Source organism: Streptomyces venezuelae (assembly GCF_008642275.1).
GTDB classification, from domain to species: Bacteria; Actinomycetota; Actinomycetes; order Streptomycetales; family Streptomycetaceae; genus Streptomyces; species Streptomyces venezuelae_E.
Genome location: NZ_CP029189.1, coordinates 4875975 through 4889736, shown reverse-complemented (window position 1 = coordinate 4889736; position 13762 = coordinate 4875975). Strand labels below are relative to the sequence as shown.

Annotated in this window: 13 protein-coding genes; 5 read left to right on the top strand and 8 right to left on the bottom strand. The window is 72.7% G+C overall.

The window, feature by feature from the left end:
* Window positions 1-112 precede the first annotated feature (112 nt).
* The 7 genes from DEJ51_RS21925 to DEJ51_RS21900 all read right to left on the bottom strand — a co-directional run bounded on the left by DEJ51_RS21925 (window position 113) and on the right by DEJ51_RS21900 (window position 8252).
* Window positions 113-1789 (bottom strand): dipeptide ABC transporter ATP-binding protein, encoded by a 1677-nt coding sequence (locus tag DEJ51_RS21925; protein ID WP_150259107.1) that lies wholly within the window; start codon window positions 1787-1789, stop codon window positions 113-115.
* A complete protein-coding gene (locus DEJ51_RS21920; RefSeq protein ID WP_150259106.1) occupies window positions 1786-2778 on the bottom strand; it encodes an ABC transporter permease in 993 nt (330 codons plus the stop codon). Before DEJ51_RS21920 ends, DEJ51_RS21925 begins: the two co-directional genes overlap by 4 nt.
* Window positions 2775-3773, bottom strand: a complete 999-nt coding sequence (locus DEJ51_RS21915) for an ABC transporter permease (protein WP_411757336.1) — start codon at window positions 3771-3773, stop codon at window positions 2775-2777. Before DEJ51_RS21915 ends, DEJ51_RS21920 begins: the two co-directional genes overlap by 4 nt.
* Complete coding sequence (locus tag DEJ51_RS21910; protein ID WP_190620553.1) at window positions 3770-5518, bottom strand: ABC transporter substrate-binding protein; 1749 nt, start codon at window positions 5516-5518, stop codon at window positions 3770-3772. Before DEJ51_RS21910 ends, DEJ51_RS21915 begins: the two co-directional genes overlap by 4 nt.
* A 172-nt stretch (window positions 5519-5690) precedes the next feature.
* Complete coding sequence (locus DEJ51_RS35755) at window positions 5691-5786, bottom strand: Ms4533A family Cys-rich leader peptide (protein ID WP_317852414.1); 96 nt, start codon at window positions 5784-5786, stop codon at window positions 5691-5693.
* Window positions 5787-5868: 82 nt separating this feature from the next.
* Entirely contained in the window at window positions 5869-7251 is a 1383-nt protein-coding gene (locus DEJ51_RS21905; RefSeq protein WP_150259105.1) for a DUF3152 domain-containing protein, read from the bottom strand.
* 5 nt (window positions 7252-7256) lie between these two features.
* Window positions 7257-8252, bottom strand: a complete 996-nt coding sequence (locus DEJ51_RS21900) for an alpha/beta fold hydrolase (protein WP_150259104.1) — start codon at window positions 8250-8252, stop codon at window positions 7257-7259.
* 132 nt (window positions 8253-8384) lie between these two features.
* On the opposite strand from DEJ51_RS21900, the gene DEJ51_RS21895 reads away from it, so the two are divergent.
* From DEJ51_RS21895 to DEJ51_RS21880, 4 genes are all read left to right on the top strand, one after another.
* A complete protein-coding gene (locus DEJ51_RS21895) occupies window positions 8385-8600 on the top strand; it encodes a hypothetical protein (protein ID WP_150259103.1) in 216 nt (71 codons plus the stop codon).
* A gap of 184 nt (window positions 8601-8784) precedes the next feature.
* Window positions 8785-9423 carry a TetR/AcrR family transcriptional regulator gene (locus DEJ51_RS21890; protein WP_030011335.1) on the top strand — a complete coding sequence of 213 codons (639 nt, stop codon included), beginning with the start codon at window positions 8785-8787 and terminating at the stop codon, window positions 9421-9423.
* A 167-nt stretch (window positions 9424-9590) separates the two neighbouring features.
* Complete coding sequence (locus tag DEJ51_RS21885; RefSeq protein ID WP_030011334.1) at window positions 9591-9818, top strand: DUF3107 domain-containing protein; 228 nt, start codon at window positions 9591-9593, stop codon at window positions 9816-9818.
* A gap of 109 nt (window positions 9819-9927) precedes the next feature.
* Complete coding sequence (locus tag DEJ51_RS21880) at window positions 9928-10230, top strand: hypothetical protein (protein WP_190620551.1); 303 nt, start codon at window positions 9928-9930, stop codon at window positions 10228-10230.
* 161 nt (window positions 10231-10391) lie between these two features.
* Here DEJ51_RS21880 and DEJ51_RS21875 read toward each other — a convergent pair whose 3' ends face one another.
* Window positions 10392-11150, bottom strand: coding sequence for a ferritin-like fold-containing protein (locus DEJ51_RS21875; protein ID WP_150259102.1), 759 nt, complete (start codon window positions 11148-11150; stop codon window positions 10392-10394).
* Window positions 11151-11621: 471 nt separating this feature from the next.
* On the opposite strand from DEJ51_RS21875, the gene DEJ51_RS21870 reads away from it, so the two are divergent.
* Window positions 11622-13655 carry a DEAD/DEAH box helicase gene (locus DEJ51_RS21870; protein WP_223835924.1) on the top strand — a complete coding sequence of 678 codons (2034 nt, stop codon included), beginning with the start codon at window positions 11622-11624 and terminating at the stop codon, window positions 13653-13655.
* Window positions 13656-13762 lie beyond the last annotated feature (107 nt).

Here is a 13762-nt window from a genome sequence, read left to right as displayed (position 1 = left end):
GTTGTCCGTCGCGCCACCGGAAGGGGTGAAGAGTCGTAACTTTCCCGTACGGTTCGCGTTCGAGCACGCTAGAAGTACAGCCTCGGGACGGGCCCGGGCCGCCGGCGCCGCGCTACGCGAGGACCTCCTGCCGCGTCCTGCGGCGGCCGGCCGCCAGCGCGGGGTCCAGGGCCGGTACGGCGGCCAGCAGCTGCCGGGTGTAGGGGTGGGCGGGGCGGTCGTAGACCTCGTCCACGGGACCTTCCTCGACGATCTCCCCGGCCCGCATGACGGCCACCCGGTCACTGACCTGCCGGACCACCGCCAAGTCGTGCGCGATGAAGACCAGCGCGATGCCCAGCTCCCGCTGGAGCTCCGCCAGCAGGGCGGTGACCTGCGCCTGGGTGGTCACGTCGAGGGCGGACACCGGCTCGTCGCAGACGATCAGCCGGGGGCGGGGGGCGAGCGCCCGCGCGATGCCGACCCGCTGGCGCTGGCCACCGCTGAACTCGTGCGGGTAGCGGTCGTGGTGCCCGGCCTCCAGCCCGACGCGCAGCAGCAGCTCCTGCACCCGGGCCCGGACGGCCGCCTCGTCGCGTTCCCCGGCCGCGCGCAGCGGGTCGGCGATGGACTCCCCGATGCTGCGGCGCGGGTTGAGGGAGGCCACCGGGTCCTGGAAGACCATCTGCACGCCGCTCGCGATGCCGGTGACCGGGACGCCGTCGCGGCGTACCTGCCCGGAGCCGGGCTCCAGCAGTCCGACGAGCATCCGCCCGAGCGTGCTCTTGCCGGAGCCGCTCTCGCCGACGATCCCGAGGGTCTCGCCCGCGTGGACGGCGAGGGACACCCCGGCGACGGCGGCGACCTTGCGCCGGCCCCGCCCGAACTCCCGCCGCAGGGAGACGGCTTCGACGACGGGCACGTCCGCCGGTTCCTGCCCCGCCGGGGACTCTCCCAGCCCCGCCGGCGTTCGAGGCGCGGGGTCCGGGGCGGAGCCCCGGGAGTGGCGCGGCGCGTCCAGCCTCGGTACGGCGGCCAGCAGCGCACGCGTATACGGCTCCGCCGGTGCGGCCAGCACGGAAGCCACCGGACCCCGCTCAACGGCGGAGCCACCCCGCATCACCAGCACCTCGTCCACGCTCTCCGCCGCCACCCCCACGTCGTGGGTGACCAGCAGCAGGCCGAGCCCGCGCTCCTCGCGCAGCCCGTGCAGCAGGTCGAGTATCTGTGCCTGCACGGTGACGTCCAGGGCGGTGGTCGGCTCGTCGGCGATCAGCAGCCGCGGCTCGCACGCGAGTGCCATCGCGATCAGGGCCCGTTGCCGCATGCCGCCGCTGAACTCGTGCGGCCTCGCCCGGGAGCGGCGTGCCGCGTCCGGGATGCCCACCCGGTCGAGGACCTCGACGGCGCGGGCCCGGGCGGCCCGCCGGGAGACGTCCGCGTGGATCCGGTGGACCTCGGCGATCTGGTCGCCGATGGCCTGGTACGGGTCCAGGGAGCTCAGCGGGTCCTGGAAGACCATGGCGGCGGTTCCGCCGCGCAGTCGGCGCAGTTCGGCCGGCGAGGCCGTGGCCACGTCCGTGCCGCCGACCCGGACGGTGCCGCCGAGGCGGGCGCCCGTACCGCGGTGCAGGCCCAGCAGGGCCGCGGCCACGGTGGACTTGCCGCTGCCGGACTCGCCCACGATGCCGAGGGCGCGGCCCGCCTCCAGGGTGAAGGAGACCCCGTCCACGGCCCGTAGGCGCTCCCCCGATCCGCCGACCGGGAAGTCGACGACGAGGCCGGTGACCTCCACCAGTGCGTGCGTCATGCGAGGGTCACCCTTCGGTCCGCGGCGGCGTACAGCAGGTCGGCGACCGCGCCCGCGAGGACCACGGCCGTGCCGATCGTGAGGACGACGCCGACGACGACGGGCAGGTCCACGACCCGTACGCCGTCGATGAGCGTCTTGCCGAGGCCGGGGATCCCGAACAGCGACTCCGTCAGCACCGCGCCGCCGATCATCGTGCCGAAGTCCACGGCGCTGAGCGCGATCACGGGGGCCACGGCGCCGCGCACCGCGTGCCGGGTGACGACGGCCCGCTCCCCCACCCCGTAGGCGCGGAAGGTCCGGATGTGGTCCTCGGCGAGCGTCTCCAGGGTCGAACTGCGGGTGAGACGGGCGTACTTGGCGCTCTCGAAGAAGCCGAGCGTCACCCAGGGCAGGAGCAGGTTCCAGGCCCACTGCTCGGGGTCTTCGGTCAGCGGCACGTACGTCGGGAACGGCAGCCACTGGAGGTAGGCGCACACCGTCATGAGCAGCAGCAGCCCCAGGATGAAGACGGGGGTGCCGGTCCCGGCGAGGGTCACTACGGTCAGGACCCGCTCGGTGATTCCGCCGCGGCGCAGCGCGGAGAGCAGTCCGGTGCCGACGCCGACGACCAGCCAGATCACCAGCGCGCCCAGCGCCAGGGACAGGGTGGCGGGCAGCCGGTCCAGGACCAGGGCGGTGACCTGCTGGTCGTTCTGGTACGAGAATCCCAGGCAGGGCGCGTCGCAGTGCAGGACCTGCCCGGCGCCGCCGGAGTGGTCCCGGCCGGCCAGCAGCCCCTGGAGGAAGTGCAGGTACTGGGTGAGGGCGGACTCGTCGAGCCCGAGCTGTTCGCGGACCTGGGCGATCTGCGCCGGGTTGCAGCGCTCTCCGCAGGCGAGGCGGGCCGGGTCGCCGGGGGCGAGGTAGAAGAGTGCGTAGACGACGACGGACAGGGCGAGCAGCACGAGCAGCGCGCCGCCGGTCCGTTTGAGGAGGAAGCGGGTCACGCCCGGAGCTCCTTTCTGGTGCCGACCCGCAGGCGGGAGCCTTCGCGCGGGTCGAGGGCCGTGCGGACGGCGTCGCCCAGCACGGTGGAGGCGAGCACGGTGACGAAGAGCAGTCCGGCGGGGAGCAGGACGTAGGCCGGGTCGGCGCGGAACCAGGTCTGCGCGCTGGAGAGCATCTGTCCCCAGGAGGGCGTGGGCGGCTTGACGCCGACGCCGAGGAAGGACAGCGAGGCCTCGGCCACGATGGCGGTGGGTACCTTGATCGCGGCGTAGGTGATGACGGGTGCGGCGAGCGAGGGCAGCAGTTCGCGGCGGGCGATGCCGAGCGTGCTCCTGCCCGAGAGGCGGGCGGCGTCGACGAAGTCGAGACCGCGCAGGGCGAGGGTCTGGGCGCGCACCATCCGGGCGGTGCCGCCCCAGTCGAGCAGTCCGATGACGAGGATCAGCAGCAGTGGCCGCGGGAAGGCGGGCGGGACGACCGCGGTGAGGGCGATGCCGATCACCAGCATCGGCAGCGCGATCATCACATCGGTGAACCGGCCGATGAGCTGGCCCGTGAGCCGGCCGCCGAGTCCTGCGGCGAGTCCGACCGCCACCCCGACGAGGGTCTGTACGAGGACGGCTCCCAGGGCGACGAGCAGCGAGATCCGCGCCCCGTACAGCAGCCGGGTCAGCAGGTCGCGCCCGGTGCCCGGCTCGACGCCGAGCAGGTGGTCGGCGGAGATCCCGCCGAAGGAGCCGAGCGGTACCCCGCCGCGCGCGGAGTCCACGAGGTCGTCGTGGTAGGCGTTCGGGTCCTGTCCGGTGAGCTGGGCCACCAGCGGTGCGGCGAGGGCGAGGAGGACGAGCAGGGTGATGGCCCCGGCGGCCGCGAGGGCCGCGGGCCGGCGGCGCAGGCGCCGCCAGACCTGGCGCGCGGTGCCCGCGCCCGGGGTGGTGGCCCCGGGCGCGGGCAGCGGCTGCTGCGGTACGGGGCGTTTCAGGGCGACGCTCACTTGACGGAGACCTGCGAGATGTCGAGGACGCCGGTCCAGTCGCTGATCACGACGTTCTTGACGTCCTTGCCGACGAGCCGCTTGTAGACCGGGTGGAAGAGGGGCACGGCCAGGGCCTGCTCACCGATCTTCTTGTCGAGTGCGCCCCAGCGCTTGCCGGCCGCCGCGAGGTCGGTCAGCTTGGCGATCTCGTCGATCTCGGCGTTCACGGCCGGGTCGTCCAGCTGCGCGTGGTTGTAGTTGGAGCCGTTGGTGACGATCTGCCGGCCGTCGAAGATCGGCGCGAGGAAGGGGGCGCCGGACGGCCAGTCGGCGCCCCAGCGGGAGAGGAAGAAGCCGGGGGTGTTCTTGACGTCCCAGCGCTTCTCGTTGAAGGCGTTGTTCTCCAGGCCCTCCAGCTTGACGGTGATCCCGGCGGCGCCGAGGGCCTGCTGCACGGCCGTGGCGACCTCGGGGCTGGTCTGGCGGTTCTGCGCGGTGGAGTGGGTCAGGGTGACGGTGATCCCGTCGGGGAATCCCGCCTCCGCCAGCAGCTGCCTGGCCTTGGCCGGGTCGCCGGTCTTCCCCGCCGGGAAGTGGTCGTACGGTGTGAAGCCGAAGGCCTCGCGCTCGGGCAGGAAGGTGGTGGCCGGTTCGGCCAGCGCGGATCCGCCGGCGGCGTTGATCACGCTGGTGCGGTTGACGGCGTGGGAGATGGCCTGGCGGACCTTCGGGTTGTCGAAGGGGGCCACCTTCGGGTTGAAGGCCAGGTAGTTGACGTAGCCGAAGTGGCCGGTGCCGACGCGTCCGGCGAGCTCCTTGTTCGCGCCGATCTGGGCGAGCTCCGCCGGGCCCAGGTTGGTGTCGGTGGTGATGGCGGCGGCGTCGGGGCCGGAGCTGGTGGTCAGGCGCTGGTTGATGACGGCGGCGTCCAGACCGGACCGGACGTCGATCCTGTCCGGGTAGGCCTTGCGCTCCTCGTCGGTCTTCTCGTCCCAGTGCTCGTTGCGCTCCAGGGTGAGGTGTTCGCCGTCGTTGTCGTTCTTGACGACCTTGTACGGGCCGGAGGAGACGGGGTGTTCCTCGTACGTGACCCCGGTGTCCTTGGCCTTGGGGACGGGCGCGAACTGCGTCTGCGTGGCGACGAAGGGGAACTCGCCCTCGGGCTTGCGGAGTTTGAAGACGATCGTCTTAGGGTCGGGCACGGTGATCGAGTCGAGTCCCTTGCCGCCGTCCTTGTACGGACCCTCGTACGCCTCCCCGCCGACCAGCCAGTCCCGCAGGTAGGGGGCCCCGCCCGAGAGCTCGGCGGCGAAGGACCGCTCGATGCCGTACTTGATGTCGGCGGTGGTGATCGGGGTGCCGTCCTCGTACTTCAGCCCGTCCTTGAGCGTGTACGTCCACTCGGTGGCGTCGGCGTTGGGCTTTCCGGTGTCGGTGGCCAGGTCGGGCACGACCTTGGTGCCGGCCGGGCCGTCCTCGCGGTTGCGGGTGGTCAGTGTGCGGAAGACCAGCGAGGGAACGTTTCCGCCGCCCGAGGTGTAGAGCCGGGCGGGGTCGAAGTCGCTCTGCGGCTCGGAGTTGAGGACGGTCAGGGTGCCGCCCTTCTGCGGGACGCCCGCGGCGCCCGGCTTGTCGCCCGAACCGGCTTTGTCCGCACCGCCCTCGGGCCCGCAGGCCGCGGCGCCCCCGGCCAGTACGAGGCTGACGGCGACGGCGGCCACGCGGCGCGCTGTGAGATGACGGTCGGGTCCGGCGGAAGACATGGGTGTGAAGACCTCTCGGCGTGAAGGAAGGCGGGAAGGCCACGCGAGGGGCAGCGGTCGGCGGCGGTACCGACGGGGTACCGGAGCATGAGGAAGCCGCGCCTGCGGGCGTGCGTACGCCCGGGCGCGGCGAAGGAACCTGAAAAGGGGTCGCGGCGCTTGCGGGCAGGCGTCAGCGACAGAGGATGTCGGCCACGCTGTGCGCGGTCACACCAAGCAGCGCCAGCTCTATGGCGGCGCTCGCGGTCATGGTGTGGCGGTGCGACATGCGGAGAACGATTGCCGATGATCGGACGGATTGTCAACGCGGATCCCCGCCCGACGGGCGGGCGGGGAGGGCGGCGCGTCGGTCAACTCTCGGGGAACACCCATGGGTTGGGCTTGCACTGGATGCCGTCGATGTTGAGGGACTTGGTCTGCTGCTGCATGACCGGGGCGAGCGCGCCCGGGGTGCGGCAGTTGACGTGGTCGTGGCCGAGCCGGTGGCCGACCTCGTGGTTGATGAGCATCTGGCGGTAGATGAACATCTGGTCCGGGCCGTAGGTCTCGGACCCCTGGGCCCACCGGAAGGCGTTGATCATGACCCGCTCGGTCCTGGCCGAGTCGCAGGAGACGTTGCCGACGACGGTGTCGAGGTCGGACTTGGCGCACCAGACCCCGGTGGTTCCGGGGCTGGCGAGGGTGATCACGAAGTCGGCGTTGCCGCCCGGCACCCGCTCGAAGGTCTTCGTGCCGCCGTGGCCCCAGCTGCGGTCGTCGTTGAGCGTGCGGTGGATCGCCTCGGCGAAGAGCTGCGCGTCCAGGCCGAGGCCCTGCTCGACGTCGACCCGGTAGCGCACGAGCTTGCCCTTGCCGGGGGCCTTGGCCACACCGGGCACGGTGTCGAAGGTCCCGGGCCCGGCGAGTTTCGCGTCGAGCGGGAACTGCACGGCCATCTTCTGTTCGTACGTCAGCTCCGCCTCGGGTGCGACCGCGGCCGGTGCGGCGGGCCCGGCGGGCATGGCTCCCTGCGGCGTCGCGCGGTCGTCCGACCGGGAGGCGCCCGCGTCGGCGCGGCTGTCGCCGACGGCGGCCTGCGCGCCGGACTTCTCGCCGTCCGCGTCCGAGGCCATCTGGCCGGCGACGACGACGGCGAGGACCGTGGTGACGGCGACGGCGGCGATGCCCGTGAACGTACGGGCCTTGCGGCCGCGGCCGGAGCCGGGCGGATCCTCGGCGGGAACGTCGGCATCGGCGTCGGCGGGTGCGCCTACGGATGCGGACGCGGACACGGGCGGGACCGGATCGACGGGCTTGCGCGGACCGGGCACCCGGCGCTGCGCGCCGGTGGAGGTGACGGGATCGGGGTCCGTGCCGAACGCGGCCGGCGGCGCCAGGGTGACCTGCGGGAAGCCCACCGCGGGGGTACCGAAGGCCGGGGTGTCGCAGTCACGCAACGCCGTGGGGGCCGGTGTGGCGGCGGTGGCCTCGTGCGGGCGCCGCACCCCGTGCCAGTCCCCGTACACGGAGTCGGGGCCGACCCCCCAGGCACCGCCGGACTCGTACTGCTGGGGGTGGCCCCCGGTCCGCGCGTCGGCGTAGGGCCGGTCCTGGGACACGTACCCCTGGTGGGTGACGGTCGGTTCGGGCCGGTACGCGGCGGGCGGTTCCTCGTAGGGCAGCGGCTCCGGCTGCGGCCGGACGGGTGCCGGAGCCGGAGCTGGGGCAGGGCCCTTGCGACTATGTCGTCCCACGGTCCTCAGCCTCTGCCGTCTTCGGTATATCGGTCACTGGCACCCGTTCCGGTGTCGCTCAGCAGCTCCCGGAACGCGGCGGCGACCGCTTCGGGGTACTCCATCATCGCCACATGTCCTGCCTCGGGCATGCACAGCAGCCGCGAACCGCGGAAGGCCGCGGCCGCCTTGTGCGCCATACGGTACGAGACCAGCTGGTCCCGGCCACCGTAGACCAGCAGCGAGGGCGCGAGGACCCGCTGCGCCTGCCGCCACAGTCCGTGCTGGCCACCGAGGGTGTAGGCGTCGACGATGCCGCGCGAGGAGCGCGTCATCGCCTCCCAGAAGTACGGGAGGGCCATCCGCCGCTCCATCTCCTCGACGGCGTTGCGGAATCCCTCGGGTGTCACCCGGGAGGGGTCCCCGTAGCAGAGCCCCGTCACCCCGCGGGTGCGCTGCTCGGCGCTGAGTCCCTGCGTCAGCCGGTTGAAGAGCCCGGCCACGCCGGGCAGGGCGAGCAGCGCGGTCGGCACGGCCGACTTCTGCACGCGCAGCTCGGGCAGGGCGGGCGAGATGAGGGTCAGGGTGCGCACCAGGTCGGGCCGGACGGCCGCGACGCGGGTGGAGACGGCTCCACCGAGGGAGTTGCCGACCAGGTGGACCGGGCCGCGTCCGGCGGCGTCGAGGTGCCGGATGACGGCGCGGGCGAAGGCGGTGACGGAGTAGTCCCGGTCCCCGGGTGGCGGTGACCAGCCGAAGCCCGGCAGGTCGAGGGCCTCGCCGTCGACGGTGTCGGCCAGCTGTGCCATCAGATCCGACCAGTTCTGCGAGGAACCGCCGAGTCCGTGCACGAACAGAGCGGGTGGCAGCCCCGCGCGCAGTGGTGGGCGGGCCCGGACGGCCAGTTCCAGGCCGGGCAGCGCAGTGGTGCGCAGCTGCTCCCCTTCGGCCACCCGAACGCCTCTCACCTGGGAGGACAGCTCTGTGGTGGACCGTACGCCCGGCAGCTCGGTCGAAGACATGCGGGCAATGTTACGAGACGATCACGTTCCACTTCTTGTGTTCACGGTCACAAATTCAAGCGGATCCGCATAGCGGTGCCTCCGCGATCCTCCTAGGCTCGTAAGTGAACACAAGGAAGCGAGGGGAGCGGCATGACTGTCGACCCTGCGGAGCCGGACACCTTCCGGGAACAGTTTCCGGAATCCCTCGATCCTGAGGCGCCCGAGGCTGATGTGGCGGAGCAGCTGGCCGATCTCCGGCCGGACGAGGACGACCCGATCACCGAGCGGACGGCCGACGGGGTCACGGACGGCGACGCCGTCGAGCAGGCACGGGTGGTGCCGCTGGACGAGGACGACTACCGCTGACCGCCAGCCGACCGAGCACCGGCCAAACCCCTGATCACCCTGCTGATCAAACCGCTGACCAGCGCCTCCGGGCCGTCCGTACCGCGAGAAAACTCGGCTTGGACCCTCCAGATTCGGTTACCGAAAAGTACGATGGCGGCGCGGCGCAGAGCGCACTGTGTTCTTAGAGAAAGTGGGAGGCGGCGTGACAGCCATCGAGCAGACCGAGGCAGCGCGTCCGCGGGGCACGCGACTGCCGCGCCGAGCCCGGCGCAACCAGCTGCTGGGCGCGGCCCAGGAGGTCTTCGTCGCGCAGGGGTATCACGCGGCGGCCATGGACGACATCGCCGAGCGGGCCGGTGTGAGCAAGCCGGTGCTGTACCAGCACTTCCCCGGCAAGCTCGACCTGTACCTGGCCCTGCTGGACCAGCACTGCGAGGCCCTGCTGCTGGCCGTGCGCACCGCGCTCGCCTCGACGACGGACAACAAGCTGCGCGTGGCGGCCACCATGGACGCCTACTTCGCGTACGTGGAGGAGGAGGGCGGCGCCTTCCGGCTGGTCTTCGAGTCCGACCTGACGAACGAGCCGGCGGTGCGCGAGCGCGTCGACCGCGTCTCGCTCCAGTGCGCCGAGGCCATCTCCGACGTCATCGCCGAGGACACCGGCCTGTCCAAGGACGAGTCGATGCTGCTCGCCGTGGGTCTGGGCGGGGTCTCGCAGGTCGTGGCCCGCTACTGGCTCTCCAGCGAGAGCCCGGTCGCCCGCGAGACGGCGGTCGGCCTGCTGACCTCGCTCGCCTGGCGCGGTATCGCCGGTTTCCCGCTGCACGGCACGGAGTCCTGAGGGACCGGTTGCCAGGGACCGGCGCGCGTGGCGCCGGCCGCCCCCCGGGGGCCGCTGTTCGCTGCGAGCGTGTCCGCTCTGCGCGTTCCGCGTCCCCTCACCGGGCTAATGTGGACCGCGTACGGCGCGGCTGATCGCGCGAACCGGATCGTCGGAGGGACAAAGCCGTGGAGGTCAAGATCGGCGTGCAGCACGCACCCCGGGAGATCGTGCTGGAGAGCGACCTGAGCGCCGAGGAGCTGGAGAGCATCGTCACCGCTGCTCTGTCCGGCACCGCGCCGCTGCTGAGCCTCACCGACAACAAGGGCCGCAAGGTCCTGGTGCCGTCCGACCGCCTGTCGTATGTCGACCTGGGCGAGCCGAGCGTGCGCAAGGTCGGTTTCGGCGCGCTCTGAGAACTGTTGGAAACGGCCCGGTGGTTGATCCCACCGGGCCGTTTCTGTTTCTTCCGCTTCGGGTAGGACCGCAGTGACCCGGTTTGCCCTGACGTATGGGAGAGACCTCATGCTGCTGATGGAAGTGCTCGGCTCCGCACTCCTGGGACTCGCCCTGTCCGCGACAGCCGCCCGGGTGCTCACGCGCCGGTTGCCTTCCCGCACTGTGGTCCTGGTCAGCGGGGTGCTGGGGGCTCTGTTCGGGGCCTATCTCACCCACTTCGCACTGGGACCCGGGCACAACACCCTGACCGCGACGCTGATCGGCGCGGTGCTGGTGTCGGCCGTGGTCCTGTCCCTGCTGCTCCGTCCGGCCGCAGGGCCCCGCAGGCCGTCCCACAGGACTCCGTTTTCACTCCCGTCGCGGGGGTGACCCCGACCCCTGAGCGCCGGCCCTGAACCACGACCTCCGCACCACGACCCCCGCACCACGACCTCCGCACCACGTACGCCGGCCCCGGCGCGCGGTGTGCGCGCCGGGGCCGGCGTGTGGAGCGCTACGGGGCTTCGCGGCCGGCTGCGGCTGCCGTGGGCTCAGGCGGCGAGGCCGAGGGCCGCCATCCGCTTGGTGTGCGCCTTGGTGATGCGGGTGAACATCTCGCCGACGGCCGCCAGGTCGAAGCCGGCCGCCATTCCGTCGACGCCGCCGACCAGCATGGTCGAGAGCGCGTCGCGCTCGGCGACCACGCGCTGGGCCTGCGAGAGGGCCTCGCCCATCAGCCGGCGGGCCCACAGCGCGAGCCGGCCGCCGCAGCGCGGGTCCGCCTCGATCGCCGCGCGGACCTTCTCGACGGCGAAGTTGCCGTGACCGGTGTCGTCGAGCACGCCGAGCACGAGGGCGCGGGTGTCGGTGTCCAGGTGGGAGGCGACCTCGCGGTAGAAGTCACTGGCGATGGAGTCGCCGACGTAGGCCTTGACCAGGCCCTCCAGCCAGTCCGACGGCGCGGTCTGGCGGTGGAAGTCGTCGACGCCCTTCGCGAAGGGCTCCATGGCGGCGGTCGGCTCGACCTCGATCGCCGCGAGCCGGTCCCGCAGCCGCTCGAAGTGGTGGAACTCGGCGGAGGCCATCGCGGCGAGCTCGGCCTTGTCGTCCAGGGTGGGCGCGAGCTTCGCGTCCTCCGCCAGGCGCTCGAAGGCCGCGAGCTCTCCGTACGCGAGCGCGCCGAGCAGGTCCACGACGGCGGCCCGGTACTGCGGCGAGGCAGAGGCGGCGGCCCAGTCCTGGGAGGCGATGCCCACGGCTTCGGCGGGGGCGCTGTCGTCGGCGGGCGAGGCGTTTTCTACGGTCGGCATGCTCCGCACAATAGCCCGCCGAATGGCCCTCCAAGTCACCGCGCCGGATCCTTGCCTGTCCAGCTAAACGCGCCTACCCGGTGAATTCACCCGACACACCTGCGCGATTCCGGGGTACAGTGGTAATGCGCCTGCCGAATACTCGGCGGGCCATCCGAATGAGGATGCCCGGTCGGTGGCCCGATCGGCTCCAACCGACCGCCCTCGGTGAGGTGCGTACGTTCATGCGTACCGCCTACCACGAGGGGCCCCCTCAGCGGCAGAAGCGCTTGAGCGAAGGCTAGTGGTCCCGCGCAGCTTCGTACGTGGCAGTACTGCAAGCACGGCACGGTACGACCCCCCTCGCCGCCTCGCGCCGCGTCTCACAGAAGAGGCAGCACCCTGACTACGTTCCGAGACCTCGGGATTTTCCCCGAGACGGCCGAGGCCCTTGAGGCCGTCGGCATCGTGTCCCCCTTCCCGATCCAGGAGATGACCCTTCCCGTCGCCCTTTCCGGCACGGACGTCATCGGCCAGGCCAAGACCGGAACCGGCAAGACGCTCGGTTTCGGCCTTCCCCTGCTGGAGCGGGTCGTCGTCCCGGCGGACGTCGAGGCCGGCCGCGCCACCCCCGCGCAGCTGACCGACGCCCCGCAGGCCCTCGTGGTGGTTCCGACCCGCGAGCTGTGCACCCAGGTCACCAACGACCTCCTCACCGCGGGCAAGGTCCGCAACGTCCGCGTCCTCGCCATATACGGCGGCCGCGCGTACGAGCCCCAGGTCGAGGCGCTCAAGAAGGGCGTCGACGTGATCGTCGGCACCCCGGGCCGCCTGCTCGACCTGGCCGGGCAGAAGAAGCTCGACCTCTCGCGCGTCAAGGCCCTCGTCCTGGACGAGGCCGACGAGATGCTCGACCTGGGCTTCCTGCCCGACGTCGAGAAGATCATGGCGTACCTGCCCGCGAAGCGTCAGACGATGCTGTTCTCGGCGACCATGCCGGGTGCGGTCATCGGCCTGGCCCGCCGCTACATGACGCAGCCGACCCACATCCGCGCCGTCTCCGAGGACGGCGAGGGCGCGACCGTCGCCAACATCACGCAGCACGTCTTCCGTGCGCACAACATGGACAAGCCGGAGCTCGTCTCCCGCATCCTGCAGGCCGAGGGCCGTGGCCTGGCCATGATCTTCTGCCGTACCAAGCGCACCGCGGCCGACATCGCCGAGCAGCTGGAGAAGCGCGGCTTCGCGTCCGGCGCCGTCCACGGCGACCTGGGCCAGGGCGCGCGCGAGCAGGCGCTGCGCGCGTTCCGCAACGGCAAGGTCGACGTGCTGGTGTGCACCGACGTCGCCGCACGCGGCATCGATGTCGAGGGTGTGACCCACGTCATCAACTACCAGACGCCGGAGGACGAGAAGACCTTCCTGCACCGCGTGGGCCGCACCGGCCGCGCGGGCAACAAGGGCACCGCCGTCACCCTGGTGGACTGGGACGACATCCCGCGCTGGCAGCTGATCAACAAGGCGCTGGAGCTGGACTTCCACGACCCGGTGGAGACGTACTCCACGTCCCCGCACCTGTTCGAGGAGCTGAACATCCCGGCCGGCACCAAGGGCATCCTGCCGCGCGCCGAGCGCACGCGGGCCGGCCTGAAGGCCGAGCAGCTGGAGGACCTGGGCGAGACCGGCGGCCGCGGTGGCCGTGGCGGCCGCTCCGGTCCGGCGGCCGCGGCCGTGGTGACCGAGGAGCGTCCGGCCCGTACCCGTACGCCGCGCCAGCGCCGCCGTACCCGGGGCGGGGCGGAGCTCGCCGAGGGCGCCGAGGCCACCGCCGCGGCGGCCCCGGCCCAGGCTCCCGAGGCTCCTGCGGCCCCGGCCGCCGACGAGCCGCGCCGTCCGCGCCGCCGCCGCACCCGTGTGGCCGCGGTGCCGGTGCAGAGCGCCGTGGCCGCGCCGGTCGCCGAGGCCGCGCCGGCCGTCGAGGCCGCGTCGGCCGTCGAGGCTCCTGTCTCGGACGCCGCGCCGGTGACCCCGGTCGCCGAGGAGGCTCCGGCCAGGCCCAGGCGCGTCCCGACCCGCAAGACCGGTCCGGTGACCCCGGTGACCCCGCTCGTCGAGGAGGCTCCGGCCCCGCCGAGGCGCGTCCGTGCCCGCAAGGTCGTCGAGACCGCCCCGGAGCCGGACTTCCAGATGGCGCCGCTCGTCGAGCCCGTCCGGGCCCGGCGCACCCGCAAGGCGGCTCCGGCCGCCGCCGCGGTGACCCCGGTCGCCGAGGTTCCCGCCGAGGAGGCTCCGGCCAAGCCGAAGCGGACCCGTACCCGCAAGGTCGCGGAGGCCGCTCCGGCCGTCGCCGAGGCCGTCGCGGTCGCAGTGGCCGAGGAGGCCCCGGCCAAGCCGAAGCGCACCCGTACCCGCAAGGTCGCGGAGGCCGCTCCGGTCGCCGCCGAGGCCGCCGCCGTGGCCGAGGAGGCCCCGGTGAAGCCGAAGCGCACGCGCACCCGCAAGGCCGTGGCCGCGCCCGAGGCGTAGGCCCCGCGCAGTACCCCGCCGATGGCCCCGGCCCCCTTCCCGGGGGGCCGGGGCCATCGGTGTGCCCGGGCCGCGCCGGACACCGTACGGGCCGGTAACCTCGGGCC

Coding starts and splice junctions, on each gene's coding strand:
- DEJ51_RS21925 (WP_150259107.1), bottom strand. CDS start 1,789: ATGACGCACGCACTGGTGGAGGTCACCGGCCTCGTCGTCGACTTCCCG.
- DEJ51_RS21910 (WP_190620553.1), bottom strand. CDS start 5,518: ATGTCTTCCGCCGGACCCGACCGTCATCTCACAGCGCGCCGCGTGGCC.
- DEJ51_RS35755 (WP_317852414.1), bottom strand. CDS start 5,786: ATGTCGCACCGCCACACCATGACCGCGAGCGCCGCCATAGAGCTGGCG.
- DEJ51_RS21900 (WP_150259104.1), bottom strand. CDS start 8,252: ATGTCTTCGACCGAGCTGCCGGGCGTACGGTCCACCACAGAGCTGTCC.
- DEJ51_RS21895 (WP_150259103.1), top strand. CDS start 8,385: ATGACTGTCGACCCTGCGGAGCCGGACACCTTCCGGGAACAGTTTCCG.
- DEJ51_RS21880 (WP_190620551.1), top strand. CDS start 9,928: ATGCTGCTGATGGAAGTGCTCGGCTCCGCACTCCTGGGACTCGCCCTG.
- DEJ51_RS21875 (WP_150259102.1), bottom strand. CDS start 11,150: ATGCCGACCGTAGAAAACGCCTCGCCCGCCGACGACAGCGCCCCCGCC.
- DEJ51_RS21870 (WP_223835924.1), top strand. CDS start 11,622: ATGACCCTTCCCGTCGCCCTTTCCGGCACGGACGTCATCGGCCAGGCC.